The sequence below is a fragment of the Mesorhizobium huakuii genome, from assembly GCF_014189455.1.
Classification (GTDB): Bacteria; Pseudomonadota; Alphaproteobacteria; order Rhizobiales; family Rhizobiaceae; genus Mesorhizobium; species Mesorhizobium huakuii_A.
This window is the reverse complement of record NZ_CP050296.1, coordinates 6572618-6588876: the sequence shown is the minus strand read 5'-3', so window position 1 is coordinate 6588876 and position 16259 is coordinate 6572618. Positions and strand designations below refer to the sequence as shown.

General features: G+C 63.3%; 12 protein-coding genes and 2 pseudogenes. 7 read left to right on the top strand and 7 right to left on the bottom strand.

What is annotated here, in order from left to right; genetic code table 11:
* Positions 1-3 precede the first annotated feature (3 nt).
* The 5 genes from HB778_RS32300 to HB778_RS32280 are packed head-to-tail and all read right to left on the bottom strand — an operon-like array spanning position 4 to position 5409.
* Positions 4-1209, bottom strand: a complete 1206-nt coding sequence (locus tag HB778_RS32300) for a molybdopterin molybdotransferase MoeA (RefSeq protein WP_183459794.1) — start codon at positions 1207-1209, stop codon at positions 4-6.
* Positions 1209-1691, bottom strand: coding sequence for a cyclic pyranopterin monophosphate synthase MoaC (gene moaC / locus HB778_RS32295; protein ID WP_183459792.1), 483 nt, complete (start codon positions 1689-1691; stop codon positions 1209-1211). The genes HB778_RS32300 and moaC overlap by 1 nt, the downstream gene beginning before the upstream one ends.
* Positions 1692-1693: 2 nt before the next feature.
* The gene (trpC, locus tag HB778_RS32290; protein WP_183459790.1) at positions 1694-2506 is read right to left on the bottom strand and encodes an indole-3-glycerol phosphate synthase TrpC; all 813 of its coding nucleotides are present in this window, start codon (positions 2504-2506) and stop codon (positions 1694-1696) included.
* A gap of 3 nt (positions 2507-2509) precedes the next feature.
* On the bottom strand, positions 2510-3520 hold the full coding sequence (gene trpD / locus HB778_RS32285) for an anthranilate phosphoribosyltransferase (RefSeq protein ID WP_183459788.1): 1011 nt from the start codon (positions 3518-3520) through the stop codon (positions 2510-2512).
* Positions 3517-5409, bottom strand: coding sequence for a SurA N-terminal domain-containing protein (locus HB778_RS32280; RefSeq protein WP_183459786.1), 1893 nt, complete (start codon positions 5407-5409; stop codon positions 3517-3519). Before HB778_RS32280 ends, trpD begins: the two co-directional genes overlap by 4 nt.
* 143 nt (positions 5410-5552) lie before the next feature.
* Here HB778_RS32280 and tpiA point away from each other — a divergent pair, with 143 nt between their 5' ends.
* From tpiA to HB778_RS32255, 5 genes and pseudogenes are all read left to right on the top strand, one after another.
* Entirely contained in the window at positions 5553-6323 is a 771-nt protein-coding gene (gene tpiA / locus HB778_RS32275; RefSeq protein WP_183459783.1) for a triose-phosphate isomerase, read from the top strand.
* Positions 6324-6490: 167 nt separating this feature from the next.
* The gene (gene secG, locus HB778_RS32270) at positions 6491-6967 is read left to right on the top strand and encodes a preprotein translocase subunit SecG (RefSeq protein WP_183459781.1); all 477 of its coding nucleotides are present in this window, start codon (positions 6491-6493) and stop codon (positions 6965-6967) included.
* A gap of 212 nt (positions 6968-7179) precedes the next feature.
* Positions 7180-8316: a L,D-transpeptidase gene (locus HB778_RS32265; protein ID WP_183465301.1), complete on the top strand. Its 1137-nt coding sequence runs from the start codon at positions 7180-7182 to the stop codon at positions 8314-8316.
* A 215-nt stretch (positions 8317-8531) separates the two neighbouring features.
* On the top strand, positions 8532-10169 hold the full coding sequence (locus HB778_RS32260; protein ID WP_095200178.1) for a CTP synthase: 1638 nt from the start codon (positions 8532-8534) through the stop codon (positions 10167-10169).
* A 27-nt stretch (positions 10170-10196) separates the two neighbouring features.
* Positions 10197-10737: pseudogene (locus HB778_RS32255) on the top strand (DUF1697 domain-containing protein).
* 160 nt (positions 10738-10897) lie between these two features.
* On the opposite strand, the gene HB778_RS32250 reads toward HB778_RS32255, so the two are convergent.
* Positions 10898-12355, bottom strand: coding sequence for an NCS1 family nucleobase:cation symporter-1 (locus HB778_RS32250; RefSeq protein WP_096446205.1), 1458 nt, complete (start codon positions 12353-12355; stop codon positions 10898-10900).
* A gap of 273 nt (positions 12356-12628) precedes the next feature.
* On the bottom strand, positions 12629-13531 hold the full coding sequence (locus tag HB778_RS32245; protein WP_183459778.1) for a LysR substrate-binding domain-containing protein: 903 nt from the start codon (positions 13529-13531) through the stop codon (positions 12629-12631).
* 243 nt (positions 13532-13774) lie between these two features.
* Between HB778_RS32245 and HB778_RS43565 the strand changes: the two are divergent.
* Together HB778_RS43565 and HB778_RS32235 are read left to right on the top strand one after the other, a co-directional pair.
* Positions 13775-15300, top strand: a pseudogene (locus tag HB778_RS43565) (leucyl aminopeptidase).
* 56 nt (positions 15301-15356) lie between these two features.
* Positions 15357-16259 (top strand): proline iminopeptidase-family hydrolase, encoded by a 903-nt coding sequence (locus HB778_RS32235; RefSeq protein WP_183459776.1) that lies wholly within the window; start codon positions 15357-15359, stop codon positions 16257-16259.

The following is a 16259-nucleotide window of genomic DNA, read 5'->3' as shown; positions in this document are numbered from 1 at the left end:
TCTTCAGCGCAGCATCAGCACGCTGCAAGTGTCGCCGGCAGCGGATGCGGGGGCATACGGTGCCCGCACGATCAGCCCGTTGGCGTCGGCCAGCATCCGCAGCATCGAAGAATCCTGGATGCTGAACGGCGTCGCCACCAGCCCGTCCTCGTCGTCCCTGACCACCGCCCGCACATAATCCTGGCGCAGATCATTGGCTGGCATTGCGGCGCCAAGCCGCGCCGGACGCATGTCCTGGCGATGATTGCGGCCGCCGAGCTTTGCCAGAAGCGGCTTCAGGAACAATTGCGAGCAGACCAGGCTTGCCACCGGGTTGCCGGGCAGGCCGATGCACCTGATAGCGCCGAGGCGCCCAAACATCAGCGGCTTGCCGGGGCGCATGGCGATCTTCCAGAAGCCGAGCGTCATGCCTTCACCGGTCAGCACGTCATGGATGAGATCGTGATCGCCGACCGAGGCGCCGCCAAGGGTAACGATGACATCCGCACCAGCCGCGACCGCTTTTTGCACCAGCGCGGCAATGGCCTCCTTGCGATCGGCGGCAATGCCGAGATCGAGCGCGCGGGCGCCGACCGACTGCGCGACAGCGGCGACGCCATAGGCGTTGGACGAGATGATCTGGTCCGGCCCGAGTTCGCTGCCGGGCGGCAACAACTCGTCGCCAGTGGCGATTATGGCGACCAGCGGCCGTTTGACCACTGTGACTGCTGGACGGTTGGCTGATGCCGCCAGCGAAAGCGCTGCCGGGTCGAGCAAGCGGCCGCTTTCCAGCAGCACGTCGCCTTTGGAAAAGTCGAGGCCGACACGTCTGATGTTGCGCCACTCACCGGTGGGCTCAATCACTTCGATATTGCCGCCACCGAGATCCCGGACGTTTTCCTGGATGACGATGGTGTCGGCGCCTTCAGGCAGCGGCGCGCCGGTGAAGATGCGCACCGCCTGGCGCTCGCCGACCGAGCCGTCAAAGCCGCGCCCGGCCGGTGCCATGCCGATCACCGAGAGTTTCGACGGCACGAACGCGACATCGGCAGTGCGGACCGCGTAACCATCCATGGCCGAGGCATTGAAGGGCGGCTGGGTGCGCAGGGCCACGACAGGCTCCGCCAACACACGATCGACCGCCTCGAAGAGAGAAACACTTTCGCCGGCCAGGGGTGCTGCGCCATCCAGCAGGCGTTCGAGCGCCTCGGCGACGGGAACCAGCGCCATCAGGCGCCCGCCTTGTAGTCGCCGGACTTGCCGCCGGTCTTTTCCACCAGGCGGATGCCGGAGATGACCATGGCGCGGTCCACGGCCTTGGCCATGTCGTAAATGGTCAGGCAGGCGACCGACGCTGCGGTCAGCGCCTCCATCTCGACGCCGGTCTTGCCGGTGACGCGCGCCAGCGCGGTGACCTTCAGGCCGGGCAGCGCATGGTCGGGCTCGATGTCGACGGAAACCTTGGTGAGCAGCAGTGGATGGCAGAGCGGGATCAGTTCATGCGTCTTCTTCGCGGCCATGATGCCGGCGATGCGCGCGGTGCCGAGCACATCGCCCTTCTTGGCGTTGCCGGCGAGGATGGTCTTCAGCGTCTCGGGCTGCATCGAGACGAACCCCTCGGCGATCGCGGTGCGTGTCGTCTCTTCCTTGTCGCCGACATCGACCATGTTGGCCTCGCCCTGCTTACCGAGATGGGTGAGGGCTGATGTCATTGTCAGATAGCCTCGGCCGGCGCCTTGCCCGTCAAAAGCAGGCGCGTGGCCGCGGTGACATCCTGTTGCCGCATCAGGCTCTCGCCGACGAGGAAGGTGCCGATGCCGGTCTTCTGCATCCTGAGGCAGTCGTCATGGGTGAAGATGCCGCTCTCACTGACCAGCAGGCGTCCGCTCGGCACCATCGGCGCCAGCTGCTCCGAGGTTTTGAGGCTGGTTTCGAACGTTCTCAGATTGCGGTTGTTGATGCCGATCAGCCGCGACGACAGTTTTACCGCGCGCAGCGTCTCGGCCTCGTCATGCACCTCGATCAGCGCATCCATGCCAAGTTCGAATGCGGTCGCCTCCAGTTCGCTCGCCAAAGCATCGTCGACGCTGGCCATGATGATCAGGATGGCGTCCGCGCCCCAGGCGCGGGCCTCATAGACCTGATAGGGATCGAACAGGAAATCCTTGCGCAGCGCGGGCAGGGCAACGGCTGCCCGTGCCTTGGTGAGAAATTCCGGCGCACCCTGGAAGGACGGTGCGTCGGTCAACACCGAAAGGCAGGCGGCGCCGCCCTTTTCATAGGCCTGCGCCAAGGCCGGTGGATCGAAGTCGGCCCGGATCAGCCCTTTGGAGGGGCTGGCCTTCTTGATTTCGGCGATCAGGGCGAATCCGCCCGATCTGTGCTTCGCCTCGAGTGCGGCGAGAAAGCCGCGCGGTGCGTCGGCATCTTTCGCGCGCGCCTTGATCTCGGCCAGCGGCACGCGTGCCTTGGCCGCCGCGATCTCATCGCGCTTGTAGGCCTCGATCTTGCGCAGAATGTCAGACACGGTTCACCCGTTCGAAATTTCGACCAGGCGGTCGAGCACCTGCAGCGCGCGGCCACTGTCGATGGCTTGCGCGGCGAGCGCGATGCCGTCGCCAAGCGTCGTTGCCTTGCCCGCGATCACCAGTCCGGCGCCGGCATTCATCAGCACGGTGTCGCGATAGGCACCGGCAGCCCCGCCCAGCATATCGCGCAATGCCTTGGCATTGTAGGCGGCGTCGCCGCCGCGCAGCTCGTCCTTGGTGTGGCGCTTCAGCCCAAATTCTTCCGGGGTCAGCGTGAAGCTGCGGATCTCACCGCCGACCAGTTCGGCGACATGGGTCTCGCCGGTGGTGGTGATCTCGTCATAGCCGTCACCATGGGCGACCCAGGCATGCTCAGTGCCCAGCGCCTTCAGCGTCTCGGCAACCGGCATGATCCATTCTGGCAGGAACACGCCGACCATCTGCCGCTTTACCCCAGCCGGATTGGAGAGGGGGCCGAGCAGGTTGAAGATGGTGCGGGTGCCGAGCTCGACGCGGGTCGGGCCGACATGCTTCATCGCCGGGTGATGCGCGGGCGCGAACATGAAGCCGACGCCCGCCTCATGGATGCAACGGCCGATGAACTCGGGCGAGAGATCGATCTTGACGCCGAGCGCGATCAGCACATCGGCGGCACCGGTCAGCGAGGACAGGCCGCGATTGCCGTGCTTGGCGACCGGCACACCGGCGGCGGCGATGACGAAGGCCGACCCCGTCGAAATGTTGACGCTATGGGAATTGTCGCCGCCCGTGCCGACGATATCGATAGCACCCGCGGGCGCCTCGACGCGGAGCATCTTGGCCCGCATCGTGGCGACAGCGCCGGAAATCTCGCTCACCGTCTCGCCGCGTACGCGCAACGCCATCAGGAAGCCGCCGATCTGCCCAGGGGTCGCGTCGCCGGACATGATGATGTCGAAGGCCTCGCGCGCTTCCTCGAAGGAAAGCGCGGTGCCGGCCGCCACCTTGGCGATATAGGTTTTCAGCGCGCTCATCTTGTCGCGGCTTGGGCGACGGCGGCCTGGTCGATGCGGACGTCGTACTGCGTCTGCAACTGCGCCACCAATTGGTCGAGCAGATCGTCCGACATGCCGGAGGTGAAGGATTTCTGTGCATCCTCCGGCACCGAACTGGCATCGGCCCCGGCGGGCTCGAACACTTCGGCGACCTTGAACAGGATCTGTCCGTCACCGGTGGGCGAGGGGATCAACCCGGTGCCGCCTTCGCCGACGCCGAACATAACGGCAGCGCCCTCCTTGCCGAAATCGGCATCGTCGGCTTCGCGCTTCAGGCCGCGCTTGGTCTGCTTCTCCAGCTTGAGATCACCGGCGATGACGTCGAGCGTGGCGCCGGCCTTGAGCCGCTTGTCGAGCTCGCCCGCCTTGGCGGCGAGCCGCTTGGTGGTCTCCGCCGCCGTCCAGTCGGCGACAGCTTTCTTGCGGACCTCGTCCAGCGTGCGGTCGCGAGCCGGCGTGATCGAAGCAACTTCGTAGAAGATGAAGCCGTTGTCGGCCGTGGTCAGTGCTTCGTTTTCGGTGTTGGGTTCGGCGTCGAAGACCGCCTTGATCAGTTCCGGCGATTCCGGCAGGTCCTTGACGATGGAGCCGTCCGGCCGGAGGCCACTGCGGTCGATGGCGTCGATGGTGATGTCCTTCAGCTTCAGCTTGGCGGCCGCATTGGCCAGCGAACTGCCGGAAGCCCGGGTGTCTTCGTAATTGTCGTGCACGTCCAGCAAGATGCGGCTAGCCTCACCCAGCGCCAGGTCCTTGCGGATCTGGTCGGAGACTTCGGCGAGCGGCTTCACCACCTCGGGCTTGATCTCGGTGACGCGCAGCAGCACCGGACCGAAGGCGCCCTGAACGACCTGGCTGACTTCATTGGCGTTGAGCGCGAAAGCGGCATCGGCAACCGCCTTGTCGGCGATCTTGTCCTTGGCGAGTGTGCCAAGCAGCGTGTCGGCGGGGGTCTTGCCTTCGGCGGTAACGAGCTTTTCGAAGGTGGCTCCGGCCTTGAGTGAATCGAACGCTGCCTTGGCCGCATCCGGCGTCTTGAACACAAGCTGCTCTATGGTGCGCATTTCGGGCGTGGTGTAGCGCCCCTTGTTCTTGTTGTAGTCGTCGCTGACCTGTTGGTCGGTGACGGCTGTCGGATCCATGATGTCCACCGGCTCGAGGCGGACATAGGAGAATTTTCGGTATTCAGGTGCCGCATAGGTTTTCTTGTTGGCCTCGAAATAGGCCTGAAGCACGCTGTCGCTCGGCGCCTCGATCGGCTGGACGAGCGTCTTTGGCAAGGCCAGATAGTCGACGGTGCGGTCCTCACCGCGATAGAGCGCCACAGCCTTGAAGAAAGTGTCCGGCGCCTTGAGGCCGTCCGAGACCGCCTCGACGATTTGCTGGCGCACCGCCACCTGGGCGCGGTTCTTCAGGTAGTCCTCCGGCCGCATGCCGAGGTCGCGAAGCCGCGATTCGAACACTCTGCGGTCGAATTGGCCGCCCGGGCCCTGGAAGGCGGGCTCCTCGCGCGTTAGTTCGGCCAGGCGATCCTTGGAGAAGCCGAGCCCCAGCTTGCGCGCCTGTTCATCGAGAACGGCGCCGGAAACAAGCTGTGCCAGCACCTGGTTGTCGATGCCGAGCGCCTTTGCCTGTTCGTGGGTGAGGCGCTGACCGAACTGCTGCGACATGACGGCGAGCTGGCGATCATAGGCGAGGCGATATTCGTTGATCGATACCTTGGTGCCACCGGCCGTTATCACCGAATCGTGGCCGGCAAAGCCGCCCATCAGCTTCCCGGAGATGCCCCAGGCGGCAAAACTGACCACCAGCAGCGAAAGCAATGTCTTCGCGACCCAGGTACCCGCCGCGCTTCTCAATATACCAAGCATCGTTACTTCCGATTTATGCGCATTTTCGCATGCGCCGAGTTTGAAACAAGCGCAATAGCGCCCTTCCGGTCCACTGTCGATTGCTTTGTGGTCTGATTTTGGTAGTGAGGGCCAGAGCTTGATATTGCCCGGAGAAGCAGACCATGACGCCAGGAATTCGCCCACTTGTCGCCGGCAACTGGAAAATGAACGGCACCAGTGCCTCGCTCAATGAGCTGAGGATGATCGGCAACGGGTTCATGAGCGGGCTCGATGCGGAAACCGAAGCCCTGGTCTGCGTTCCCGCCACGCTGCTTTCGCATGCGGCGGAGATTCTGTCGCGCACGCCGGTCCATGCCGGTGGCGAGGATTGCCACACCAAGGAAAGCGGCGCCTACACCGGCTGCATCTCGGCCGAGATGCTGAAGGACGCCGGCGCGAGCCATGTCATTGTCGGCCATTCCGAATGCCGCGAACAACGCGGCGAAGACGATGCGACGGTCCAGGCCAAGGCCTCCGCCGCGTGGCGCGCCGGGCTTGTGGCCATCGTCTGTATCGGCGAGACGCAGCAGCAGCGCGAGGCCGGCGCCACACTCGACGTGCTGGCGCGCCAGGTCGACGGTTCGGTGCCGCCGAGTGCTACGCCATCCAACACCATCATTGCCTATGAGCCGGTATGGGCGATCGGCACCGGCCTGACGCCGACCGCGGTCGATGTAGCCGAAGCGCATGCGCATATCCGCGAAAAGCTGGCGGAAAAGCTCGGCGCCATCGCTGCCAAAGTGCGCATTCTCTATGGTGGCTCGGTTAAGCCGTCCAACGCAGTGGAGCTGCTGGGCGTCAGGAATGTCGATGGCGCGCTGGTGGGCGGCGCTAGCCTGAAAGCGGCTGATTTCCTGGGTATCGCCGAAGCCTATCGCAGCATTTCAGGCTGACATTCACGACGATGGACGGGTCGGATCCCGTCCAAATTCGTTGCAAAGGGCGCGTTGCTTCCCATATTCCGGCCACGGGCTTGGAAATGCCGTGAAAGCATTGTATTGAGCCGCCTCCAATTCACCGGTCGTGTCCGCGGCCGGGCAAGGCCTTGCCAGGATAAACTATGCAAACCGTACTGATCGTCATCCATCTCATGGTCGTGCTCGCCCTCGTCGGCGTGGTGCTGCTGCAACGCTCCGAAGGCGGCGGGCTTGGCATTGGTGGCGGATCGGGCTTCATGACGGCGCGTGGCGCCGCCAATGCGCTGACCCGGGCGACGGCGATCCTGGCGGCGGCTTTCTTTGTGACGTCGCTGACCTTGTCGATCATTGCCCGCTATGGCGAGAAGCCGATCGACATTCTCGACCGCGTTCCCGCGACGTCGGACGGCGCCGGCAAGGGCGTGCTCAACCAATTGCCGGGCACGACGACCCCGGCGCCCGCCGGCAGCACGACTCCGACGCCGCCGTCGGGCAATGGCGCCGCGACGACGCCTGCACCGGCAGCTCCGGCCACCGCGCCGGCCTCTGGTTCGACGCCGCCGGCAAGCAACGGCGCCACCAACACGGCGCCGGCGGCACCGCAGGTCCCGAACCAGTAAGCTCCATCTGGTCCAAACCGCGACCTGTGATCGTTTGAACACAGTCGCGGCAAATGCTGCGCGTTCACGAAGATTCGACGGGCAGCGGCGGGGTCTCGCGCTTGAGGCACCCGCGCTTATTCGACTATAGATTGCACGCGGCATTTTCGGCGTCCTTGGGGGACGCCGGGCGACGCCGTGGGCAACAAGCATTGAACGATCGGATCTTCGCCATGCAGCTTCGCAGCTTCATTTTCCTGGGACTTTGCGCCGTATTCGGCCTGAATTCCCCGGCCTTCGCCGGAATGCCGGCAAACATGGCCGCGCAACAGTCGGTTTCGTTAGAAAAAACCGACGCCATCACCGTCGCCGCAGTCAAGAGCGATGCGACGCAGTTGAAGCTTCTCAAGAAGAAGAAAAACCCGACACCGGACGATCTCGCCCAGATCAAGAAGATCGAGGCCAAGATCGTCGCCGACAAGGAAGACGCCAAAGCCAAGGCACTCGAAGCCAGGAAGCTGGCGATGCGTGAAGCGGCCAAGGCCAAGGCCGAAGCGGAACGGCAGGCCTTCCTGGCCAAGAAGAGCCAGAGCGCTTCTGCAACAACCGAAGTGGCTGACGCCAAGCCGGCCAAGAAAAAGACCACCAAGGTCATCGAGCCGATTGAACCGATCACACCAATCCAGTCGGCCGAGCCGCTTCCGGCCGAAGCGATGAATGTCGCCTTGACCGGCAACAATGGCGAACTGCGTAGCGAGGTCGTCGGCCAGAATCAGCCAAGCGGCGGCCTGTTCGCCGGCCTGTTCGGTGGTACCTCGTCCCGGTCGTCGATCAGCTATCTGCCCGAGACGCGGGCTCTCGACCAGGCTCTCGCCAAGAAGGACTCCAAGAAGCCGTTCAAGGTGAAGCCTGAGTTTGTGCCGCAGGACGTGGAGTTCACCGGCTATGAGCCGGGCACCATCGTCATCGACACCAGCGCGCGCCGGCTCTATCTCGTCGAATCGTTTTCGACCGCGCGTCGCTACGCGATCGCGGTCGGTCGTGAAGGCCTGCAGTTCAAGGGCACGGTCGCGGTCGGCGACAAGCAGGAATGGCCGCGCTGGATCCCGACGCTCGACATGCAAAAGCGCGAGCCCAAGCATTACGGCCAGTACAAGGACGGCATGCCCGGAGGCGGCCAGAACCCGCTCGGCGCCCGCGCCATCTACCTCTATGACGGCAAGAAGGACACGCATCTGCGCATTCACGGCACCATCGCGCCGCAGTCGATCGGAACCAGCGCCTCCAATGGCTGCTTCCGCATGATCAACGAGCACGTCATGGACCTCTACAGCCGCGTCAAAGTCGGCACCAAAGTCGTCATCATCTGACGTTTCCACCATCCTGCCGAAAGGGCCGGCCCAGCCGGCCCTTTTGTTTTGCCTCGTTCACGATCAAGCCTGTTCGGCCATGATCGCTGACAAACGGAAACCGTTTGTCCGAGAACACCGGGTTCCATTTTCGGGACCATGGTCCGAGCGCCTTCTTGGGAAAAAGCCTTCGCGGTGGTTTTTCTCTGGCGGAATCAATCCGGCCGCGTTAAGCGATGACTCCCATGGCGCGATATGTATTCATCACAGGCGGCGTGGTTTCCTCACTTGGAAAAGGCATTGCTGCAGCGGCCCTTGGGGCTCTCTTGCAGGCGCGAGGCTATCGCGCACGCATCAAAAAACTCGACCCTTACCTCAATGTCGATCCCGGCACGATGTCGCCGTACCAGCATGGCGAGGTCTTCGTCACCGATGATGGTGCCGAAACCGACCTCGATCTTGGCCACTACGAGCGCTTCACCGGCCGCTCGGCCAATCAGCAGGACAACATCACCACCGGTCGCATCTACAAGAACATCATCGAGCGCGAGCGGCGCGGCGACTATCTCGGCGCCACGGTGCAGGTCATTCCGCACGTCACCGACGAGATCAAGAATTTCGTCCTCAACGGCAATGACGACTATGATTTCGTGCTGTGCGAAATCGGCGGCACGGTCGGCGACATCGAGGCGATGCCGTTCCTCGAGGCGATCCGCCAGCTCGGCAACGATCTGCCGCGCAACAACGCCGTCTATGTGCATCTGACCTTGATGCCCTACATCCCGACGGCGGGCGAACTGAAGACCAAACCGACTCAGCATTCGGTCAAGGAACTGCGCGGCATCGGCATCGCGCCCGACATCCTGCTGGTCCGTGCAGACCGCGCCATTCCCAAGGAAGAGCGCCGAAAGCTGTCGCTGTTCTGCAATGTTCGCGAAAGTGCCGTCATCCAGGCGCTCGACGTGCCGCATATCTACGACGTGCCGATGGCCTATCACAAGGAAGGGCTCGATTCGGAAGTGCTGGCCGCCTTCGGCATCGACCCGGCGCCGAAGCCGCGCATGGAGCCCTGGCAGAAAGTCTCCGATCGCATTCACAATCCGGAAGGCGAGGTGACCATCGCCATCGTCGGCAAATATACCGGCCTCAAGGATGCCTACAAATCGCTGATCGAGGCGCTCTCGCATGGCGGGCTGGCCAACCACGTCAAGGTCAAGCTCGACTGGATCGAATCGGAGATCTTCGAAAAGGAGGATCCGACGCCGTGGCTGGAAAAGGTGCATGGCATCCTGGTTCCCGGCGGCTTTGGCGAGCGCGGTTCCGAAGGCAAGATCCTGGCGGCGAAATTCGCGCGCGAACGCAAGGTGCCGTATTTCGGCATCTGCTTCGGCATGCAGATGGCCTGTATCGAGGCTGCGCGGTCGCTGGCGGGCGTCGAGCACGCGTCTTCGACCGAGTTCGGTCCGACCAACGAGCCCGTCGTCGGCCTGATGACCGAATGGCTGAAAGGCAACATGCTGGAGAAGCGGCGTGAGACCGGCGATCTCGGCGGCACGATGCGGCTCGGCGCCTATCAGGCCGACCTCGCCAAGGGGTCGAAGATCGCAGACATCTATGGCGACACGCAGATTTCCGAGCGCCATCGCCACCGCTACGAGGTCAATATCGACTACAAGGAACGGCTCGAGGATTGCGGCCTGGTGTTCGCCGGCATGTCGCCCGACGGCGTGCTGCCGGAAACGGTCGAATATCCCGACCACCCCTGGTTCATCGGCGTGCAGTATCATCCCGAGCTGAAGAGCCGGCCGCTCGAGCCGCATCCGCTGTTCGCCAGCTTCATCGAGGCGGCGGTGGAGCAGTCGCGCCTGGTCTAGGCACCCGCCGGGCGGAGCCTCACCTCCATGCAGACCTATGTCGCGCTCCTCTACAGCATCATCCTGGGTGAGGGGCGCCGGGTCGTCATGTCGGACCTCAAAACAATGGCGGAAGGCCTTGGCCTGAAGAACCCGCGCACGCTGGTGGCAACCGGCAATCTGGTCTTCGAAGCACGGGCGACCGATATCGGCAAGCTCGAACAGCGACTGGAAACGGCCTTCGAAAAAACCTTCGGCCGCCATGTAGACATCATCGTGCGCACTGCCGACGAATGGCTGAAACTTGCCGCCGGCAATCCGTTTCCGGCCGATTCAGCCGAAGCAGGCGACCAGGTGGCTGTGCGGGTGATGCGCAAACCCGCGCCCGTGGAGGGCGTCGCGGCGCTGCAAGCCTATGCCGCCGAGGACGAGAAGATATTGCCTTCCGCCGGCGACATCTGGGTCGTCTTTTTCACGCGAGAGGCCAACGTCACGGCTGCTCGCGGCAATGAACCACAAACGCCTCGGCATCGGCACGTCGCGCAACTGGAACACCGTGCGCAAGCTGGCTGAGATGGTAGGCGGATAGCGTCTTCCCTTCTCCCCTTGTGGGAGAAGGTGTCGCCGAAGGCGACGGATGAGGGGTGCTCCAGCTTGGCAATGACGGTGATCCGTCACGCGCCCCTCAACCGTCTCGGCGCTGCGCGCCGATCCACCTTCTCCCACAAGGGGAGAAGGGAAAAAGTGCTTTAGGCCTTTGCCGTCTTGGCGCCCGCACCCACGGCGGCGGTGCGCAGCACGTAGTAGATGATGCCGGCGATGGCGACGCCGAAGAACCAGCCATAGACACCCCACCAGGACGGCAGCCAGTTGGTGAAGTTCGGCAGGATCGACGAGAACACAGCACCGATGCCGGCGGCGATGAAAGCATTGACGTGCCAGCCGCCCTGGAAGCGGAACTCGCCGTTTTCGCGATACAGCGCCTCGACGTCGACCTCGCCTTTGCGGATCAGATAGTAGTCGACCATCATGACGCCGAAGATCGGCCCCATCGTCGCGCCGATGATGCCGACGAAATGCGCGGCACTGCCTTCCCACGGCGCGAAGGGATAGAGCACAAGTGCGATCAGCGCCGCGATATAGCCACCCTTTTTGAAGTCGATCTGACGCGGAAAGACGTTGGAGAAGTCGAAGGCCGGCGAGACGAAGTTGGCGACGACGTTGATGCCGAGCGTCGCAACCGCGAAGGTCAGGGCGGCGAGCGCCGCCAGGAACCAGCTGTCGAACTTGGCCGAGATCTGGTCGGGATGCAGCAGCACTTCGTGATAGACGTCATAGGCGGCAATGGTGGTGACGCCGGCGACCAGCGAGAACAGGATGAGGTTGACCGGCAGGCCCCAGATGTTGCCCTTGCGCAGCGCCGCCTTGTCCGGCGCGTAGCGGGCGAAGTCGCAAAAATTGAGATAGAGCGCCGAGAAATAGGTCACCCAGATCGCCGCGACGCCGAAGAGCGCCGTCCACGAGCCGGGATCGCCCGGAATGCCGGCATCGGCGGTCTTTTCGCGCAGCACATCCATCGGAATGTCGCTGGTAAAGGCGAAGCTCCCCGATTTGACGCAGAGATAGATGGCCAGGAGCAGCATCATCACCCAGACGGCAGGCCCCGCCCAGTCCTGGAAGCGACGCACTGTTTCCATGCCTTTCTGGATGATCAGCAGCTGCAGCGCCCAGATGATGACGAAGCAGATTACTTCCAGGGTGGAATGGCCGAGAAGATGCGAGGTCTTGTTGAACTCGTCGAACCATTGCAGGCGAGTGAGCAATGCCACGATGGCGCCCGATGCGGCGGCCGTTTGCGCGCCGTACCAGAAGCAGGCGACGATGGCGCGCACGAGTGCCGGTATGTTGGCGCCCCAGATACCGAAGGAGGCGCGGGCGAGCACGGGGTAGGGCACGCCGGTTTTCACGCCGGCATAGCCGACCATGTTCATCAGCGCGTAGATGATCAGCGAGCCGATGCCGATGGCGATGATGAAGTTGACGAAGCCGCCGCAGAACAGGAACAGGCTGGCGGCGAGATAGTAGCCCCACAGGCTATGGACGTCCGATGTCCAGACGTTGAAGATCGAGAACGGTCCCCAGTTTCGAACCTTGGCCGGAGCGAGATCCTCGTTGTACAGGTCAGGCGATGCGCCTTCTATGGTCACTGCAATGTCCTCCCCTTGATTGGCCACGCGCCTCCACGCGATGGCCGTGCAGGTTAAGCCTGACGCTGGGGAACCGGCAACCGATCCATTTGCCGGCTTTGGCCTTAAAGATATTCAATGCGAACCGCGATTATCGAGGGGGCGCAATGGTGGGCCGCTGTTGAATGCCGCCAGTCGGGTGATTCGAATTTCGGTAATAGCGACTATGCCTAGAGGCTCTTTGTTTGGCGCAATTCCGGACGGAAAACCGCTCACACTTTTCCTGGAATTGCTTTAGGTGATAGCCATCACCCGCTTGTGGTCCTCTACTTCGGACAACAGCCAATCCTGAAACAGGCCGGTGCCCGGCTTGTTGCCGATGCTGCGGCGCTGGTGCAGGTAGATGCCGGCCGGGTAGGTGTGACGGGCGTCAAACGGTGCGACAAGTTTGCCTTGCTGCAGAAAATCCTGCGCCATCATCGTGTCGGCAAGCGCAATTCCGGCGCCATTGATCGCCTCGCGCATGATCAGCGTGCAGTCATCCAGCGTCGTGCTGGATTTTGGCGTCGTGTCCAAGACGCCTTCCTGCTCCAGCCAACGCCTCCATCTCATGGACTCGCATTCATGGATCAGATGATGGTTGACCAGATCGGCGGGTGACCGCAGCGGCACCGGCCCTTCGAGCAGCGAGGGCGCACAGACCGGTGTCAGGACCAGCGGGATCAGCAGCGTCAAGGCCGGGCCGGCCTTGTAGACGAACTCGTCGACAATCGCCAAATCGAAGTTGGCGCGCTTGCCCGAGGTCGAGATCTCCAGCTCCACCGCCGGATGCAGTTTGCGAAAGTTCGGCAGCCGGTCCGCCAGCCAAAGGTTGAGGACCGCCGGGACGCACAGGACCCGGACACGCTGGGTTCTGCTGTGGGTCGGACCATCGGCGAGGCTGACATCGTCGGTGGCGCGCCAGATGGCCTCGAACGCTTCGGAGAGGCTGCGCGCATAGTAAGAGCCCCGGATGGTCGGCGTTATCTGGCGAAAGCCGCGCTCGAACAGATCCTGGCCAAGATTCCTTTCAAGCGCACGGATGTGGCGGCTGATGGCAGAGGGCGTCAGGTGCAATTCCTCGGCTGCATCCTTGACGCTGCCGAGACGTGCGGCGGCCTCGAAAGCGCGCATGCCGTTGAGTGAGGGTAGGGCCATTGGCCGATCATGAATTGTCGGTTGAGTTTTTGTCAATCGACTTGGGCAAAATTGGCGTTTGATCGCCTGGCCTGTTCGGGGATACCCAAAGGTAAGAGCGACCAAGTCGCCATCTGAACACAATTATTCGGGGCCTCCGGCACCATTCCACCAACGGCAGAGACTGGCCAGACCGGTTTCCGCCATTGGCGGGCGAAGCTTTGCGCGTGATGCACGCTTCGCCGAGGCCGGAGCCGTCAGCATATGGGAGAATGCCAGTCTATGCCTCAATCGCCAGTGCCGGTCTTTGAAACGGCGGACGAGATTTCCGCGGAAACCTCTGTAGTCGTTATCCTGCAAACTGCCCAGGCAGGCTTTGGCCCCAGGGCAGCGGCACTGGACGCTGAAATGGGCGGCATTCTGTCGCGTGCCTGCTCCGATCCGACCGCCCTGGCCGAATCCGGCACCTGCATCGATCTCATCGCCCCCCAGGGCGTATCGGCCCGGCGCGTGATCGTCCTGGCCCTGGGCAAAGCCGAAGCCGTCAGCGCGCTGTCACTGGCGCGCGCCGGCGGTTTGCTTGCCGCGCATCTGGAAAGCAAATGCGAATGCGCGGCGACGCTCGTCCTCGACCCGATCGCCGGCGTTGACCTGCCGGGAGCGGAAATCCTGGCGCGCGTCGCCCTTGGCATGCGGCTGCGGCGCTATCGTTTCGACATGCGCAACCGGCGCCAGGGTGCGGGCTCGGATCGGACCTTGCGGGTGCAACTGGTCGGAGCAAACGGTGCGGACCTGACCCCGGCGCTGGCGCGGATCAATGCCATTGCGGATGGCGTCGAATATGCGCGCACGCTGGTCAACCTGCCGCCGAACCATCTCCATCCCGACAATTTCCACGATCATCTGGAGCCGCTGCGCGAAGCTGGCATCGACATCGAAATACTGGATGCCGCGCAGCTCAAGGAACTCGGCATGAATGCGCTGCTGGCCGTTGGTGCTGGCTCGGTGCGGTCACCACGCGTCGCTGTCCTGCGCTATCGCGGCAAAGGTGCTCCCTCCCAGCCGCTGGCCTTCGTCGGCAAGGGCGTGTGTTTCGATTCGGGCGGCCTCTGCATCAAGCGGGGCGAGCAGATGTTCGACATGAAGGCCGATATGGGTGGTGCGGCGCGGTCGTCGGCCTGCTGATCGCGCTCGCCCGGCAAGGCAGCCCGGTGCATGCGATCGGCGTGCTTGGCATTGCGGAGAACATGCCGTCCGGCACAGCGCTCAAGCCGCGCGATATCATCACGACCGCCTCGGGCCAGACCGTGGAGGTGTTCGACACCGACGCGGAAGGACGCCTGCTTCTGGCCGATTGCCTCCACTACGCGGCGACGCGCTTCAATCCGTCGGTGATCGTCGATCTGGCGACGCTGACCTATTCGGTGACGCGTGGGCTGGGATCGATATTCGCCGGCCTGTTCAGCACCGACGATGCCATCGCGACGCAGATGATCGCGGCCGGCGAAACGGTCGGCGAGCGTTTCTGGCGGCTGCCGCTCGACCGGGCCTATGACGAGGGGCTGCAATCGCCTTTCGCGGACCTGCGGCACCATGCCAAAGACATGGAAGATGGCGACGCTCCCTATGCGGCGGCGTTCCTTCGCCATTTCACCGAAGACCGTCCCTGGGTGCATCTCGACATCGCCAGCAAGGAATTGGCCGACGCCGATCGGCCGATCGGCAGGCAAGGCGCCACGGCCTTCGGCGTGCAGATGCTGGAAGAGTGGGTGCGGGCCAGGATGAACTAGGCGCGCTGCTGTTCGGGGCAATAACGAGATGCGTCTAAACGGAATGGGAAATCGGGATGTCGTCTGAGATCATTGGCAGGGAAGGGCGGGCCACCTTTCGCGGTTACGAAACCTGGTATCGCATCTCCGGCGATCTCGACGCCGACAAGGCCCCCGTGGTGATCCTGCATGGTGGGCCGGGCGCAGCCCATAATTATGTCGATGCCTACAAGCTTCTCGCCCGACGGGGCCGCGCCGTCATCCATTACGACCAGTTGGGCTGCGGCAACTCCACCCTGCTGCCAGACAAAGGTGCCGACTTCTGGACACCCGGGCTTTTCATCGACGAGCTTGAAAACCTGGTCGATCATCTCTGCATCCGCGCGGGCTTCCATGTGCTCGGTCAGAGCTGGGGCGGCATGCTGGGCGCCGAATATGGGGTCACGCAGCCGAAAGGCCTGAAGTCGCTGACAATCGCCAACTCGCCGGCTTCCATGAAGCTGTGGGTCGAAGAAGCCAACCGGTTGCGCGCCGACCTGCCCGGGGATGTTCAGGAAACACTGACCCGGCACGAACAGGCCGGCACGACGGACGATCCGGCCTACCAGGAAGCCACGATGCGGTTCTACGAACGGCATGTCTGCCGCGTGCCTTTCCCGCCCGAAGTGACGGAGACCTTCGCCCAGATCGCACGCAATCCGACCGTCTATCATGTGATGAACGGGCCGAACGAGTTCCACGTCATCGGAACGCTGAAGAACTGGAGCATCGTCGAGCGCCTGCCCGCCGTCGATGTTCCCACGCTGATCATCTCCGGACGTTACGACGAGGCGACGCCCGCGACGGTGCGGCCCTTCAAGGACGGCATCAAGGGATCGCGCTGGGAGATATTCGAGCATTCCAGCCACATGCCGCATGTCGAGGAGCAAGAGGCATGCATGCAGGTGGTGGGAGATTTTCTGGACGACAACGACAACTGA